The organism is Streptomyces sp. NPDC000345 (assembly GCF_042898825.1).
GTDB lineage: Bacteria > Actinomycetota > Actinomycetes > Streptomycetales > Streptomycetaceae > Streptomyces.
In genome coordinates, this window is the sequence record NZ_JBIAZE010000001.1 from 473,810 (window position 1) to 487,875 (window position 14,066).

At 72.5% G+C, this 14,066-nt stretch carries 15 protein-coding genes; 7 read left to right on the forward strand and 8 right to left on the reverse strand.

All coding sequences use genetic code 11. The features are described 5' to 3' along the window. Nucleotides 1-97 precede the first annotated feature (97 nt). Both ACFY30_RS02220 and ACFY30_RS02225 read right to left on the reverse strand, forming a co-directional pair. Nucleotides 98-1,348 (reverse strand): Ig-like domain-containing protein, encoded by a 1,251-nt coding sequence (locus ACFY30_RS02220; RefSeq protein WP_390843283.1) that lies wholly within the window; start codon nt 1,346-1,348, stop codon nt 98-100. 234 nt (nt 1,349-1,582) lie between these two features. Then, a complete protein-coding gene (locus tag ACFY30_RS02225) occupies nt 1,583-1,927 on the reverse strand; it encodes a hypothetical protein (protein ID WP_390843284.1) in 345 nt (114 codons plus the stop codon). Nucleotides 1,928-2,036: 109 nt separating this feature from the next. On the opposite strand from ACFY30_RS02225, the gene ACFY30_RS02230 reads away from it, so the two are divergent. Both ACFY30_RS02230 and ACFY30_RS02235 read left to right on the forward strand, forming a co-directional pair. After that, complete coding sequence (locus ACFY30_RS02230; protein ID WP_390843285.1) at nt 2,037-2,363, forward strand: LPXTG cell wall anchor domain-containing protein; 327 nt, start codon at nt 2,037-2,039, stop codon at nt 2,361-2,363. A gap of 42 nt (nt 2,364-2,405) precedes the next feature. Beyond that, nucleotides 2,406-3,194, forward strand: coding sequence for a hypothetical protein (locus ACFY30_RS02235; protein ID WP_390843286.1), 789 nt, complete (start codon nt 2,406-2,408; stop codon nt 3,192-3,194). Between the two features lie 71 nt (nt 3,195-3,265). On the opposite strand, the gene hutH is transcribed toward ACFY30_RS02235, so the two are convergent. The 3 genes from hutH to ACFY30_RS02250 form a co-directional block, all read right to left on the reverse strand. After that, nucleotides 3,266-4,804, reverse strand: a complete 1,539-nt coding sequence (gene hutH / locus ACFY30_RS02240) for a histidine ammonia-lyase (protein WP_390843677.1) — start codon at nt 4,802-4,804, stop codon at nt 3,266-3,268. Nucleotides 4,805-4,906: 102 nt separating this feature from the next. Next, nucleotides 4,907-6,049, reverse strand: coding sequence for a diguanylate cyclase domain-containing protein (locus ACFY30_RS02245; RefSeq protein ID WP_390843287.1), 1,143 nt, complete (start codon nt 6,047-6,049; stop codon nt 4,907-4,909). A 98-nt stretch (nt 6,050-6,147) separates the two neighbouring features. Then, the gene (locus ACFY30_RS02250) at nt 6,148-6,951 is read right to left on the reverse strand and encodes an enoyl-CoA hydratase/isomerase family protein (RefSeq protein WP_390843678.1); all 804 of its coding nucleotides are present in this window, start codon (nt 6,949-6,951) and stop codon (nt 6,148-6,150) included. Nucleotides 6,952-7,191: 240 nt separating this feature from the next. On the opposite strand from ACFY30_RS02250, the gene ACFY30_RS02255 reads away from it, so the two are divergent. After that, entirely contained in the window at nt 7,192-7,758 is a 567-nt protein-coding gene (locus tag ACFY30_RS02255; RefSeq protein WP_390843288.1) for a hypothetical protein, read from the forward strand. 544 nt (nt 7,759-8,302) lie between these two features. Here ACFY30_RS02255 and ACFY30_RS02260 read toward each other — a convergent pair. Together ACFY30_RS02260 and ACFY30_RS02265 are read right to left on the reverse strand one after the other, a co-directional pair. Further along, a complete protein-coding gene (locus ACFY30_RS02260; RefSeq protein ID WP_390843289.1) occupies nt 8,303-9,433 on the reverse strand; it encodes an adenylate/guanylate cyclase domain-containing protein in 1,131 nt (376 codons plus the stop codon). A 167-nt stretch (nt 9,434-9,600) separates the two neighbouring features. Continuing rightward, complete coding sequence (locus tag ACFY30_RS02265) at nt 9,601-10,467, reverse strand: biotin--[acetyl-CoA-carboxylase] ligase (protein WP_390843290.1); 867 nt, start codon at nt 10,465-10,467, stop codon at nt 9,601-9,603. Nucleotides 10,468-10,577: 110 nt separating this feature from the next. Between ACFY30_RS02265 and ACFY30_RS02270 the strand changes: the two genes are divergently transcribed. The 4 genes from ACFY30_RS02270 (at nt 10,578) to ACFY30_RS02285 (ending at nt 13,392) form a co-directional block, all read left to right on the forward strand. Beyond that, nucleotides 10,578-12,182 (forward strand): acyl-CoA carboxylase subunit beta, encoded by a 1,605-nt coding sequence (locus ACFY30_RS02270; RefSeq protein WP_390843291.1) that lies wholly within the window; start codon nt 10,578-10,580, stop codon nt 12,180-12,182. A gap of 17 nt (nt 12,183-12,199) precedes the next feature. Continuing rightward, nucleotides 12,200-12,409 (forward strand): acyl-CoA carboxylase epsilon subunit, encoded by a 210-nt coding sequence (locus tag ACFY30_RS02275; RefSeq protein WP_390843292.1) that lies wholly within the window; start codon nt 12,200-12,202, stop codon nt 12,407-12,409. Between the two features lie 217 nt (nt 12,410-12,626). After that, nucleotides 12,627-12,770 carry a morphogenic membrane protein MmpB gene (mmpB, locus tag ACFY30_RS02280; protein WP_390843293.1) on the forward strand — a complete coding sequence of 48 codons (144 nt, stop codon included), beginning with the start codon at nt 12,627-12,629 and terminating at the stop codon, nt 12,768-12,770. A 4-nt stretch (nt 12,771-12,774) separates the two neighbouring features. Beyond that, entirely contained in the window at nt 12,775-13,392 is a 618-nt protein-coding gene (locus tag ACFY30_RS02285) for a Maf family protein (protein ID WP_390843294.1), read from the forward strand. Here ACFY30_RS02285 and ACFY30_RS02290 read toward each other — a convergent pair. Continuing rightward, complete coding sequence (locus ACFY30_RS02290; protein WP_390843295.1) at nt 13,361-13,906, reverse strand: hypothetical protein; 546 nt, start codon at nt 13,904-13,906, stop codon at nt 13,361-13,363. The genes ACFY30_RS02285 and ACFY30_RS02290 overlap by 32 nt on opposite strands. Nucleotides 13,907-14,066: the final 160 nt, after the last annotated feature.

Here is a 14,066-nt window from a genome sequence, read left to right on the forward strand (position 1 = left end):
GCAGAAATAAGAGAAGCATGAGAAGACTGTGGCCGACCCGGGAAACAACGGTGCCGCCCCTGGGGGCGGCACCGGAAAGCTGTGGACTGACCCGGGGTCAGACGGCGGAACCCGCCTTCCACTGGGCCCAGTCCATGTTCCAGCCGTTGAGGCCGTTGTCCGGGGACACCGTCTTGTCGCCGGTGTTCTGGACGACCACCACGTCACCGATGATCGAGTTGTTGTAGAACCAGGCGGCCGGGGTGTTCGGGTCGTTGGCGCCCTTGGTGTCGGACAGACCCACACAGCCGTGGCTGGTGTTCACCGCGCCGAAGATGGACTTCGCGCCCCAGTAGTTGCCGTGCACGAAGGTGCCGGACGTGGTCAGGCGCATGGCGTGCGGCACGTCCTTGATGTCGTACTCGCCCTTGCCGTCGTCGTCGGTGAAACCGACCGTCGCGCCGTTCATCCGGGTCTCCTTGAACTTCTCGGAGATCACCATCTGGCCCTCGTACGTCTTGTTGTCGGGCGAACCGGCGGAGATCGGGATGGTCTTGACGGTCTTGCCGTCCTGCGTGACCTTCATCTGCTTGGTCTGCGCGTCGACGTACGTGACCTGGTTGCGGCCGACCTTGAAGGTGACCGTCTTCTGCTGCACGCCGTAGACACCGCCTGCGCCCTCGACACCGTCGAGCGCCAGCTTCAGCGTGACGGTGGAGTTCTCCTTCCAGTAGTCCTCGGGACGGCAGTCCATGCGGACGGTGGAGAACCAGTGGCAGACGACCTCCTGGCCGCTGCTGGTGGTGACGGTGACGCCCTTCTGAACGGCCGCCTTGTTGGTGATCTCCTTGTTGAAGTTGATCGACACGGGCATGCCGACGCCGACCGTCGAGCCGTCCTCCGGCGTGAAGTTGCCTATGAAGCTGTTGTCCGGGGAGACCGTGGTGAAGGACGCGTTCTCGTGGGCCTCCAGGCCCTTGGAGTCCTTCGCGCTGGCCGACAGCTTGTAAGTGGTCGAGCGCTCCAGCTGGACGCTGGGCTTCCAGCTGGTCTTGTCGGCGGAGAGGGTGCCCTGCACCGCGGTGCCGTCGGCGGTGGTCATCGTCACCTCGGTGAGCGTGCCCTTGCTCACCGTGACGGCCGCCGAGTTGTTGATGGAGGCGTTGTTCGAGCCGTCCGCGGGCGTGATCTTGATCTGCGCCTCGGAGGACTTCTTCGCCGCCGCCTCGTCGGCCTTGGCCTGCGAAGAGCTGTTGCCACCGTCGTCCGAGGCGTTGCTGTCGCCGCTGGAACACGCAGTGAGCACCAGAACACCGCCGAGCAGTGCGGACGCGGTCATCAGACCTCGGCGCCGCCTACTGTCCGTCATCACACGCTTCTCCATCGTTGCCGATTTCCCAGAACCCCGAGAGTCCCCGTTAACGAACATCAACGCTACGACCGGTTCGTCCCGTTCCACATTTTCCGAATGTGTGGGGCACGCCACGTCCACGGGGGCGTCGGGCCCGGCCGGGACCGGTGGTGCGGTGGTCGGTCCGTGCGCCTGCTGAGACGACGAAACCCCGACGGCGGTTGCCGTCCGGGCACGATTTCCCCGGAACGCTCAGCCGATGCCGGCTTCTTCGCCGTCGTCCCCGCCATCATCCTCGTCGAGGTCCCACTCCGGCGAGTCCGGATCGTGATCGATCCGCTCGCAGGACCAGGAGGCCTGCTGGAGCTCGACCCCGGGCACCCCGCTGACCAGGTCCAACGGGTCCACCAGACTGGCGAGGGCCTCCGCGGTGTCTTCCGTCACAACGCTCACCGCCTGGGCGCTCTCGGCATCCGACGTCTCCGGATCGCCGGCGATCCGCTCCACCGCCGCCCGCCTCAGCCCGTCCTCGTCGTGCACCTCCACCACGAGTTCCACCCGAAGCCGTACAAACCGTGATGTCTCTTCAGTGGTCATGCCCGGAGAGTACGGCTCACAGCTCCCGCAACTTTCCCGCGACCCGCGCCTTTCATTAGCATCGGGCCACACGGCCAATTCGCCAGCGCCACAAGGGGATCGATATTCCGTGTCATCCGCTCGCCGTCCGTTGCTGACCGCCACCGCCGCGGGGACCCTGCTGGGCGCCCTGTGGTTCGTCCCGTCCGCCAACGCGTCCCAGGACGCCACGGCGAGAACGGAGACGACGACGCAGGTCACGGCCCAGGCGCGCGCCGCGTCCAGCACCACGGAATCGACCGTCGGCACGGCGGGGACCACGGCCGACGACGGCACCCGCCTCGCCGACACCGGAAGCTTCGACACCACCCCGTACGTGGTCGGCGGAACCACCCTGCTCGCCCTGGGCGCCGGCTTCGTCGTCTATTCGGTTCGCCGGGAACGCCTGGGTTTTTGAATTGACTTGACTCTCCCTTGACGACGCCTTCATAGTCCGCTCATGAAGAGATCATCGGGGGCGCGGCTGTGCTCCACCGCCGCGATCGGCGCACTGTCACTCGCCCTCCTCACGGGGTGTTCGTCGGACGAGGGGTCGAAGGACTCCGGAGACTCCAAGGGGTCCGCCTCCTCCTCCGCCGCCTCGGACGCGAAGGCGCTGACCGCGGCCGAGCTGGAGAAGCTGCTGCTCGCGCAGGGCGAGGTCAAGGGCTACAAGGTGGCCTCCGGGGACGACACCCTCCCCAAGTCGAAGTCGGCCGTGAAGACCGACAAGGCGGCGTGCGACCCGCTGGCCTGGGCCACGGCCGCTCTCGCGCCGGGTGACACGGACGCCGGCGCCGGCAACACCGTCTCGGCGGACAAGGCGTCGGACGCGCCCACCTCGCTGGGCGACCTCGACGAGGCCGACATCGAGGACGCCTTCAACGTCGACATGACGTTCGTGGGCCTGTCGTCCTACGAGGGTGACGGCGCCGAGAAGACCATGAAGGCCGTGTCCGACGGCGTGACGGCCTGCTCCGGCGGCTACGCCCTCAAGGCCGAGGGCGAGGAGTCGAAGGTCACCAAGGTCGCCTCGGAGAAGGGCACCGGGGGCGGCGACGAGGCGGTGGCGTTCTCGGAGAACGTCGACATGGACGGCGAGGGCACCGCGACCTTCCACGCCGAGGTGATCCGCAAGGGCAACACCATCGCCACGTTCTACACGGTGAACTTCGCCGCCTTCGCGACGGGCAAGGGAACTCCGGTCCCCGCGGCCGTGGTCGAGGCGCAGGTCGCCAAGCTCAAGTAACCCACGCACGCACAGGGGCCCTGCCGTCACGTCCGTACGGCAGGGCCCCTTCGTTCCACCGCGGCGGCGTTCTACCGCAGCGGCCCGGTGACCGTCTCCGCCGCCGCGACGAGCCGTCCGGCGCGCACGAACGCGTCCGCCGCCGCGAGATCGGGCGCGAGGAACCGGTCGGGACCCGGCCCTTCGACCCCGGCCTCGCGGACGGCCTCGATGACCGCCCGGGTCGCGGGCGCCGGGGTGAGTCCCTCGCGCAGTTCGATGCCGCGGGTGGCGGCGTACAGCTCGACGGCGATCACCCGCGTGAGGTTGTCGACGGCCGTGCGCAGCTTGCGCGCCGCCGACCAGCCCATCGACACATGGTCCTCCTGCATCGCGGAGGACGGGATCGAGTCCGCCGACGCCGGAACGGCCAGCCGCTTCAGCTCGCTCACCAGCGCGGCCTGGGTGTACTGGGCGATCATCAGGCCGGAGTCGACGCCGGCGTCGTCCGCGAGGAACGGCGGCAGCCCGTGGCTGCGGTTCTTGTCCAGCAGCCGGTCGGTGCGCCGCTCGGCGATGGAGGCGAGGTCGGCGACGGCGATGGCGAGGAAGTCCAGGACGTAGGCCACGGGGGCGCCGTGGAAGTTGCCGTTGGACTCGACGCGGCCGTCGGGCAGCACGACCGGGTTGTCGACCGCCGAGGCCAGTTCGCGCTCGGCGACCAGGCGGGCGTGGGCCATCGTGTCGCGTCCGGCGCCGGCGACCTGCGGGGCGCAGCGCACCGAGTAGGCGTCCTGGACGCGGGGGGCGTCGTCCTGGTGGTGCCCGGTGAGTTCCGAGCCGGCGAGGACCGCGAGCATGTTGGCGGCGGAGTCGCCCTGGCCCGGGTGCGGGCGGATGGCGTGCAGCTCGGGCGCGAGGACCTTGTCGGTGCCGAGCAGGGCCTCCAGGCTGAGGGCGGCCGTGATGTCGGCGGACTTGTACAGGGTGTCCAGGTCGGCGAGGGCCATGATCAGCATGCCGAGCATGCCGTCGGTGCCGTTGAGGAGCGCCAGGCCCTCCTTCTCGCGCAGTTCGACGGGGTCGATGCCGGCCTCGGCCAGCAGCTCGGCGGCGGGCCGTACGACGCCGTCCGGGCCCTCCGCGTCGCCCTCGCCCATCAGCGTGAGGGCGCAGTGCGAGAGCGGGGCGAGGTCGCCGGAGCAGCCGAGGGAGCCGTACTCGTGGACGACCGGGGTGATCCCCGCGTTGAGGATGTCGGCCATGGTCTGCGCGACCTCGGGCCGTACGCCGGTGTGTCCGGAGCAGACGGTCTTCAGCCGCAGGAACATCAGCGCGCGGACCACCTCGCGCTCGACGCGCGGGCCCATGCCGGCGGCGTGCGAGCGGACGATGTTGCGCTGGAGCTGGGTGCGCAGTTCCTGGCCGATGTGCCGGGTGGCGAGGGCGCCGAACCCGGTGGAGACGCCGTAGACCGGGTCGGGCTTGGCCGCGAGCGCGTCCACGATGCCGCGGGCCGCGGCGAGGGCGGCCACCGCCTCCCCGGAGAGTTCGACGCGGGCACCGCCGCGCGCCACGGCGAGCACGTCGGACGCGGTCACCCCGGACGTCCCCACCACCACAGTGTGCATATCCATATTCAGGAGCGTACGCAGTGAAGATGAAGATGTCACCAGTGGGTTCCCGGTTCACCCCTTACCGAATGCGTCACACGCCCCGGCGGCCCCCGCGCCTCAGGGCCGGCCGCGGAAACTGCGCCGCTCGGCCGGCCGCTCCTGCGGCGGCTCGTCGGCCAGGCGTACGACGGGATCGTCCGGGCCCTCACGGCCCGCGACGACCGGCCGGGCGGCCCGTACGGCCTTGGCACGGTACTGGGCGGCGTCGGCCAGCCGGAAGAGCCTGCGGGCGCTGCGGACGGGCCCGATGGGATCGCCGGTGGACGCCACCCCGCAGGCCACGCCCTCCCCGAGCTCCAGCTCCCCGGCCCGCCGGCACAGCTCGTCGGCCACCTTCACCACCTCGTCGGCGGGCGGACCGGCCGCGAGCAGACAGAACTCGTCCCCGCCGAGCCGCGCGGCGAGCGCCCCCGGCAGCATCGCCCCGCACAGGGAGAGAACGGACCCGAACCGTTCCAGCAGCCGGTCGCCCACCGCGTGCCCGCACGTGTCGTTGACCCGCTTGAGCCCGTTCAGGTCGCACACCACGAGGCTGACGACCACGCCGCGGGCGCGGTGCTGCTCGACGGCCTCCTCCAGGCGCACGTCGACGGCACGGCGGTTGGCGAGACCGGTGAGGGAGTCGGTGAAGGCGAGACGCCTGGCCTCCTCCAGCCGCTCGGTCTGCGCGAGCCCGGCGGCGACGACCGCGGCCAGGACGGTCGCGAAGTCGGCGTCGGCGCGGTCGAAGACGGGGGTGCCGGAGGAGCGGGCGACGTACAGCTCGCCCCAGGCCCGGCCGTGCAGCACGATCGGCGCGACCACGCAGGACCCGCGGCCTCGCCGGCGCAGGGCGGCGACGCGTTGATGGCAGTATCCGGGCCGGCCCTCGGCGGCGCCGTCGGCCGTCTCGACCCAGGCGTTGGGCTCGCCTCCGGACACCCAGCGCTCGTGCAGGAACTCGGTGATCTCGGGGAACTGGTGCACCGGGTAGGCCTCGGCCTCCGGGAACTCGTCCTCGTCGGCGGCCCGGTCCCCCACGTTCACGAGGACCCGCAGCCGCCCCACGTCCCGCTCCCACACCGAGAGCGCGGCGAAGGCCCCGGCCAGCGCCCGGCAGGCCCCGAGGGCGGCGGCCCGCCAGGATTCCCGGGGCGTGTGCGCGGCGGCCATCCCCTGCGCGAGCGCCACGACGGCCACGAGGCGTCTGTCCTCACCCATTACCCCAGGTTAGGGATATTTACTGCGAAAGGGGACGCCGAAGGGGCACATAGAGTGACGGGAGACGAGGGCCCCGGGCGCCCGGGTCCTGCGGCACCTCACTCCCCCGGCCACTGCGGCTTGCGCTTCTCGTTGAACGCCGCCACCCCCTCCGCCCGGTCCCCCGAGAACGCCGTCGTGCGCCAGGCCGCGTCCTCGACCTCCAGGCCCGCGCGCAGATCCAGCCCCTGCCCCAGCCGCAGGGCCCGCTTGGCCGCCCGCAGCCCCACCGGGGAGTTGCCCGCGATCCGGGACGCCAGGGCCAGCGCCTCCTCCCGGTCCCGCCCCTCGTCCACCAGCACGTCCACCAGCCCCAGCTCCCGCGCCTCGGGCGCCTCCACCCGGCGCGCGGTGAAGATCAGCTCGGCCGCCCGCGCCGCTCCCACCCGGCGCGGCAGCAACTGGGTACCGCCGCCGCCCGGGATGACGCCGACCGACACCTCCGGCAGCCCCACCACGGCCGTACGGTCGGCCACGATCACGTCGCACGCGAGCGCCAGCTCGTACCCCCCGCCCAGCGCGAACCCGTGCACCGCCGCGACCGTCGGCACCGGCAGCTCCAGCACACCGGTGTACGCCCCGCGCGTGGTGGGCCGCTGGCGCCGCAGGTCCGCGTCGGTGAAGGAGTTGCGCTCCTTCAGGTCGGCGCCGACACAGAACGCCCGCTCGTGCGTCGAGGTCACCACGACGACCCGTACGTCCCGGTCCTCGCCCAGCGCCGCGCAGGCCCCGGCGACGGCCCGGGCCATGTCCGTGGACACGGCGTTCATGGCCTTGGGCCGGTCGAGGGCCAGCTCCGCGACATGGCCGCCGTCCCCGTGCCGCCGCACCAGGACGAACTCCCCGAACCGCTCCTCGCTCATGACGTCCTCCGTGTCATCCATGCATTCGAGTTAACGCCGGTTAACACCCACCGACGGCCCGATCATCCCAGGCCGGGCGCGCGGGGGAAAGGGCGGTGGCGGCCGACCCCTTCACCGCAAGGGACCGCCCACCCGTTCGAGTGACATCCCGCCCAACTCCACCCCGACCGCTCACCGGAGCGCATAACGTGCGTCCGCCCCGGAGTATCGGGGGCGCGACCGCACCGGGGAGGGAACCCGATGACGAGCACACCGGTGGACGACACGTGCACAGAGCCCACCCGGCTCTGGGCGGCGCCGCGCGGGCGGCACCGCCGTCCGCGCCCCCGCAAGGCACTGTTCGCGGCGGGCGGCCTGGCGCTGGCCGCCGGGATGCTGGCCCTCGTCCGCATGTCCTCCGACCCGGGCGGTGCGGCCGGCATCGGCACCGCGGAGGCGGAGCCCCACCCGGAGCCCGTCACCGGAGGGGGCGGCGCCACGGACCGCGCGGCCAACGCCGGCGCCACCGTCGCGGCCACCCCGACCGCGCCCTCCCCCATGGGCGGCGCGACCCCCAGGACGAGCCCCGCCCCCACGTCCGCCGCCCTCCCCCAGGCCGCCACCCCCACCCCGCCCACTCCCCCTCCCACAGCCACCCCGGCCCCGCCCACCCCGCCCCGCACCGCCGCTCCCCACCCCACGACACCGACACCCACCCCGTCCTCACCCCCCACCCCCCACCAGACGAGCCACCCCCCTCAGCCGGCGGTCTGCGTCCCCGTCGTGGGCCTGTGCGTGGACGCCCTCGACACGACACCTGGCGTGTGAGGCCGCCGGGGGGAAGGGGGTCCCCGGCGGCGGGGAGGAAACTGGACCGCAGGTCGCACAGCCCCGCAAGTCACCTGCCGCCCCGACGCCCCGACCCGGGACACGACGCCCGCGGGCGGCACGGCCGAGGGGCCCACCGCCGGGGGGCCCACGGCCGAGGGGCCCACGGGGGCCACGGGGGGTCACGGCCTGGGTGTACACCGCCCCGGGCACCGGGCGGCAAGCACACGGACAAGGTCCAGACGGCCCGGCGGCCCACGGCCGAGTCACCACGGCCCCGGGCACCGGGCGGCAAGCACACGGACAAGGTCCAGACGGCCCGGCGGCCCACGGCCGAGTCACCACGGCCCGGGGCACCGGGCGGCAGGGTCGCGGACGGGGGTGTGCGGTCCGGCGGGGTGGATGGCCGGGCGGGTCCGGCCAGGGTGTGGGTGCGGGGGGCTCGGGGCGCCGGGGTTGTGCGGTGACGGCGAGGGCCCGGCCGCTCCGGGCGCCGAGGTTGTGGGGCGCAGGGGTTGTGGGGCGCGGGCCCGCGAGCGTGGGGTCAGGTCGAGGGGTCGTGGCGGCGGGTCAGCAGCCAGGGTTCGACCACGCCCAGGCCTCGTACGGGGCGCTGCCACATCGGCTGGAGCGCGAAGCGGTACTTCGGCGGCTCCTCGCCCTCCTTCTCCGCCGCGGCCGCCTCCTCGGCGGCCTCCGCCTCCGAGGCCGGCGCGTCGCCGGTGCGGATCAGCTCCTCCGCGAAGGCGCTGTCGACGAGCACGGCGTCCCGGGGCGCTATCGACGTCAGCCGCGAGGCCAGGTTGACCGTCGTACCGAAGACGTCGCCCATCCGGGTCGTCACCGTGCCGAAGGCCATGCCCACGCGCAGCTCGGGCATCGTCTCGTCGTTGCTCATCGTCTCGACGAGCAGCAGCGCGATGTCGGCGGCGGTGCCCGCGTCGTCCGCCGCGTACAGCACCTCGTCGCCCAGGGTCTTGATCAGCCGGCCGCCGCGGGCGGCCACCAGGTCGGCCGAGGTGGTCTCGAAGGCCTCGACCAGCTCGCCGAGCTCCTCCTCCTCCATCCGGCGGGTCAGCCGGGTGAAGCCGACCAGGTCGGCGAAGCAGACGGCGAGCCGCCGGTCGACCATCTCCTCGTCGTCCGCGGCCTGCACCACCCGCCCGGCCGAGGCGGCCAGCTGCCGGCGCCAGACGTAGACGAGGAACTCCTCCAGCTCGGGCAGGAGCAGTTCGACGATGGGGTACGTGACCTCGGTGCGGGTCATGCCGGGCTCGGGCGGCTCGGTCAGGCCCTCCAGGAAGGAGTCGATCTGCCACTCCGCCAACCGTGCGGTGGTCTGCCCGGTGGACCGCGCCACCTGCACCGCCATCGCCTCGCTCAGCAGCCCCGCCTCGACCAGACCGGCGAGCCGGCGCAGGGCGAGGACGTCGGCCTCGGTGAGCGCCTTGGCCTGGCCGATGTCGGCGAAGCCCATCGCCCGCCAGAAACGGGACGCCAGCTCCATGGAGACCCCGGCGCTGCGGGCCGCCTGGAACGGGGTGTAGCGCCGCTCGGCGCCGAGAATGAGCTGTTCGAGGCGCAGCGCGAGCGGGTTGCCCTCGCCGGGATCGGCGGCATGGGGGTCCACCCGGCGTTCCGCGCCCGCGCCGGAGCCCGTGTCGTCGACGGTCACGCCTGCTGCCCTTCCGATCTTCCGCGGTCAGGTATCGACCGGTCCTCAACTCTACGGCAGTGTGCGGTAGCTCACGCCTGTGGAGCCGACGTTAAGTCCCGCGCGGCCGCACGGCACCCGGCGCCGGTGCGGACCGGCCCTCGTTCGCCGGACGGGCCGCCACCCCCTCACGCCGGTCGCAGGTGCACGATGTCTCCCGCCCCCACCGGCTCCTGTACCCCTTCCTCCGTCGCGATCACGAGCCTGCCGTCCCCGTCGACCGCCACCGCCTCCCCGACGACGGACCGCTCACCGGGCAGATCGGCCCGCACCGTGCGCCCGAGGGTCGCGCAGCCCGCCGCGTACGCCTCCTGCAGCCCGCCGGCCGCCGGGTCGCCGCCTGCCGAGCGCCAGCGCCCGTACCACTCCTCCAGCGACCGCAGTACGGCCCGCAGCAGGGGGTCACGGTCGGTGCCGGCCGCGCCGGCCAGCGCCAGCGACCCCGCCTGCGGGACGGGCAGCTCGTCGGCGCGCAGGGTGACGTTGATGCCGACGCCGATGACGACACCGTCCTCGCCGGCCCGCTCGGCGAGGATGCCCCCGGCCTTGCGTTCCTCGCCCGCCACGGTCACCAGCAGGTCGTTCGGCCACTTGAGTGCCGTGTCGACGCCGGCCGCCCGGGCGAGGCCGCTCGCGACGGCGACACCGGTGAGCAGCGGCAGCCAGCCCCAGCGGGCGACGGGGACCTCGCTCGGCCGCAGCAGGACGGAGAAGAAGAGCCCGGAGCGCGGGGGTGCCGTCCAGCGGCGGTCCAGCCGGCCCCGTCCCGAGGTCTGCTCCTCGGCGACGAGCACGGCCCCCTCCCCCGCCCTGCCCTGGGTCGCCCGCGTCACGAGCTCGGAGTTGGTGGACCCGATCCGCTGCACCACCTCCACCTCGGACCACAGACCGCCCTCCCGCACCAGGGCCCGGCGCAGGGCGGTGGCGTTGAGGGGCGGCCGGTCCAGATCGGACCAGCGGCTGCCGTCGGCGTCTGATGCATCTCGGGGCGTCATGCAAGCCACCCTAGGTGTGTGAAACGCCGCACTGCTGATTGGTAGGCGCACCACTACTCTACGGATGAGTAACCGTCCCCCCTTTTGAGCAGGCAGGGAGCCGCATCCCGATGTCCGAGCCGGAAGAGCGTCAAGAGATCGACATCCACACCACCGCGGGCAAGCTCGCGGATCTCCAGCGCCGTATCGAGGAAGCGACGCACGCCGGCTCCGCACGCGCCGTCGAGAAGCAGCATTCCAAGGGCAAGCTGACGGCCCGTGAGCGCATCGAACTCCTCCTCGACGAGGACTCCTTCGTCGAGCTCGACGAGTTCGCCCGCCACCGCTCCACCAACTTCGGCCTCGACAAGAACCGCCCCTACGGCGACGGTGTCGTGACCGGGTACGGCACGGTCGACGGCCGTCCGGTGGCGGTGTTCTCCCAGGACTTCACCGTCTTCGGCGGTGCGCTGGGCGAGGTCTACGGCCAGAAGATCGTCAAGGTGATGGACTTCGCGCTGAAGACCGGCTGCCCGGTCATCGGCATCAACGACTCCGGCGGCGCCCGCATCCAGGAGGGCGTCGCGTCCCTGGGGGCGTACGGCGAGATCTTCCGCCGCAACACCCACGCCTCCGGTGTCATCCCGCAGATCTCGCTGGTCGTGGGGCCCTGCGCGGGCGGCGCGGTCTACTCCCCCGCGATCACCGACTTCACGGTGATGGTCGACCAGACCTCGCACATGTTCATCACCGGCCCGGACGTCATCAAGACGGTCACCGGCGAGGACGTCGGCTTCGAGGAGCTGGGCGGCGCGCGCACCCACAACTCCGTGTCGGGCGTGGCGCATCACATGGCGGGCGACGAGAAGGACGCCATCGAGTACGTCAAGCAGCTGCTGTCGTACCTGCCGTCCAACAACCTCTCCGAGGCCCCGGTCTTCCCGGAGGAGGCGGACCTCGCCGTCACCGACGAGGACCTGGAGCTGGACTCCCTCGTCCCGGACAGCGCCAACCAGCCGTACGACATGCACACGGTGATCGAACACGTCCTGGACGACGCCGAGTTCTTCGAGACGCAGCCGCTGTTCGCGCCGAACATCCTCACCGGCTTCGGCCGGGTCGAGGGCCACCCGGTCGGGATCGTCGCCAACCAGCCGATGCAGTTCGCGGGCTGCCTCGACATCACGGCCTCCGAGAAGGCGGCCCGCTTCGTGCGCACCTGCGACGCCTTCAACGTCCCGGTCATCACCTTCGTCGACGTCCCCGGCTTCCTGCCGGGCGTCGGCCAGGAGCACGACGGCATCATCCGCCGCGGCGCCAAGCTGATCTACGCCTACGCCGAGGCCACCGTCCCGCTGATCACCGTGATCACCCGCAAGGCCTTCGGCGGCGCGTACGACGTCATGGGCTCCAAGCACCTGGGCGCCGACCTCAACCTGGCCTGGCCGACCGCCCAGATCGCCGTCATGGGCGCCCAGGGCGCGGTCAACATCCTGCACCGCCGCACGATCGCGGAGGCGGAGGCGAACGGCGAGGACCTGGAGGCGGTGCGCGCCCGGCTGATCCAGGAGTACGAGGACGCCCTCCTCAACCCGTACGTCGCGGCCGAGCGCGGCTACATCGACTCCGTGATCATGCCGTCGGACACCCGCCGGCACATCGTGCGCGGCCTGCGTCAGCTGCGCACCAAGCGGGAATCCCTGCCTCCGAAGAAGCACGGCAACATCCCCCTCTAGGCCTGCTGGGAGCCGTCATGAACATCAAGGTCGTACGGGGCAACCCGACCCCGGAGGAGCTGGCCGCCGCCCTGGCGGTGGTCAGAGCCCGCGCCGCGGCGGCGGCAGCCGCGCCGTCCGGCGCGGAGACCCCTCGCGACGCGTGGTCCGACCCGGCGAGGATCGCGGGCCGGCACCTGCCCCAGCCGGGCCAGGCGTCCTGGTCCCGCACCTACTGGCCGGGCTGAGACACACCCCGGAGGGCGCGGGGACCTGCGCCCTCCGGACACACCGGGCGCGGAGGCCTGCGCCCCCACCGGCCCGCGGCCCGGAGAACACGGCCGCGGGCCGTTGACCATGCCCGCGGGCCGTGCACCACGACGCGGCCCGGGCAAACCGGCGCGCCGGGCAAGTTGAGTACGCGTACTCAGGCGCTCCGCCCCGGCCGAGGCCCACGCTGGTGGCATGCTGTGGTCCGACCCGAAGAACGAGCCGCCCGAGGAACTCCGCGACATGCAGGAGACCCTGAGGCGGCTCGGCCTCTTCCTGGCCCTGGCCATGGTGATCGCGATGATCGTGCTCGGTCTCCAGGCCGCGGCGATACGCTGACCGCATGACCGCAGCCCCCCGCCGCCTCGTCCTCGCCTCCCAGTCTCCCGCCCGGCTGAATCTCCTGCGCCAGGCCGGCCTCGCCCCCGAGGTCGTCGTGAGCGGGGTGGACGAGGACGCCGTCACCGCCCCCACGCCCGCCGAGCTGGCGCTCGCCCTCGCCGAGGCGAAGGCCTCCGTGGTCGCCGCGCGGCCGGAGGTCAAGGGCGCGCTGGTGATCGGCTGCGACTCGGTGCTCGACCTGGACGGCGAGGCGCTGGGCAAGCCCGCGGACGCCGAGGAGGCCACGGCCCGCTGGAAGGCGATGCGCGGCCGGGCGGGCACGCTCCAGACGGGCCACTGCGTCTACGACACCGTCAGCGGGCGCTACGCCTCCGCCACCGCCTCCACGGTGGTCCGCTTCGGCGAGCCGAGCGACGGGGAGATCGCCGCGTACGTCGCCTCGGGCGAGCCGCTCCACGTCGCGGGGGCGTTCACCCTCGACGGCCGTTCGGCGCCCTTCATCGACGGCATCGACGGCGACCACGGCAACGTCATCGGCATCAGCCTGCCCCTGGTGCGCAGGCTGCTGGCGCGGCTGGGGGTCGGCATCACGGAGTTGTGGGCGCCGCGGGAGGCGTGAGCGGCGAGCCCTCGCCCGCGGTGCCCTCACCGCCGTCCTCGGGCCGCTCCCCGGCCGTCCCGTCGCCCTCGGGCTCCCCGTCGCCCCCGTCGCCGTCCCGGGGCGCATCGGCGGCGGGCCCCGGCTGGACGTCGTAGGTCATCAGGAGCAGGACGATCAGCGCGAACACCACCATCATGAACACGAACTGCTGCCTGCCCAGCAGCCCCCAGGCGAACGCGCCGAGCAGGGCGTGCACGACGGCCGCGCTGATCAGCAGGACCCGCCCGAAGCCGGCCGGCGGACGGTTGCGCAGGCCCACCAGCAGGGCGACCAGGCCGCAGAAGGCGAAGTAGAGGCCGAAGCCGATCCCGCCGGCCTTCGAGGACGTCGCCATGACGTCCGGGTCGATGCCGGCCAGGGACATGTTCTGCCGCTCGGCCAGGGTCCCCAGGGACCAGTTCAGCACGGCGATGCCGAGCGCCTCCGTGAACAGCACGAGAGCCACGATCAACGCCACCGGTCTGCGTACCACCGGTCCCCACCCACTTTCGCCTCCACCCGAGCACGGCTCGAGCAGGGTTGCAGTTACCCCAAGTACGTTCGAGACATCGCGAACGCTACTAACGGGTAAACCCGGGGACAAGGGTTCTGCGCAGGGCAAAGAATCGTTGGGCCATTCGTAGGGACTCCAC

Bases quoted from the DNA above. Each gene is read 5' to 3' on its own strand.
- ACFY30_RS02220 (WP_390843283.1), bottom strand. From the start codon at position 1,348: ATGACGGACAGTAGGCGGCGCCGAGGTCTGATGACCGCGTCCGCACTG.
- ACFY30_RS02225 (WP_390843284.1), bottom strand. From the start codon at position 1,927: ATGACCACTGAAGAGACATCACGGTTTGTACGGCTTCGGGTGGAACTC.
- ACFY30_RS02235 (WP_390843286.1), top strand. From the start codon at position 2,406: ATGAAGAGATCATCGGGGGCGCGGCTGTGCTCCACCGCCGCGATCGGC.
- hutH (WP_390843677.1), bottom strand. From the start codon at position 4,804: ATGCACACTGTGGTGGTGGGGACGTCCGGGGTGACCGCGTCCGACGTG.
- ACFY30_RS02245 (WP_390843287.1), bottom strand. From the start codon at position 6,049: ATGGGTGAGGACAGACGCCTCGTGGCCGTCGTGGCGCTCGCGCAGGGG.
- ACFY30_RS02250 (WP_390843678.1), bottom strand. From the start codon at position 6,951: ATGAGCGAGGAGCGGTTCGGGGAGTTCGTCCTGGTGCGGCGGCACGGG.
- ACFY30_RS02255 (WP_390843288.1), top strand. From the start codon at position 7,192: ATGACGAGCACACCGGTGGACGACACGTGCACAGAGCCCACCCGGCTC.
- ACFY30_RS02265 (WP_390843290.1), bottom strand. From the start codon at position 10,467: ATGACGCCCCGAGATGCATCAGACGCCGACGGCAGCCGCTGGTCCGAT.
- ACFY30_RS02270 (WP_390843291.1), top strand. From the start codon at position 10,578: ATGTCCGAGCCGGAAGAGCGTCAAGAGATCGACATCCACACCACCGCG.
- ACFY30_RS02275 (WP_390843292.1), top strand. From the start codon at position 12,200: ATGAACATCAAGGTCGTACGGGGCAACCCGACCCCGGAGGAGCTGGCC.
- mmpB (WP_390843293.1), top strand. From the start codon at position 12,627: ATGCTGTGGTCCGACCCGAAGAACGAGCCGCCCGAGGAACTCCGCGAC.
- ACFY30_RS02285 (WP_390843294.1), top strand. From the start codon at position 12,775: ATGACCGCAGCCCCCCGCCGCCTCGTCCTCGCCTCCCAGTCTCCCGCC.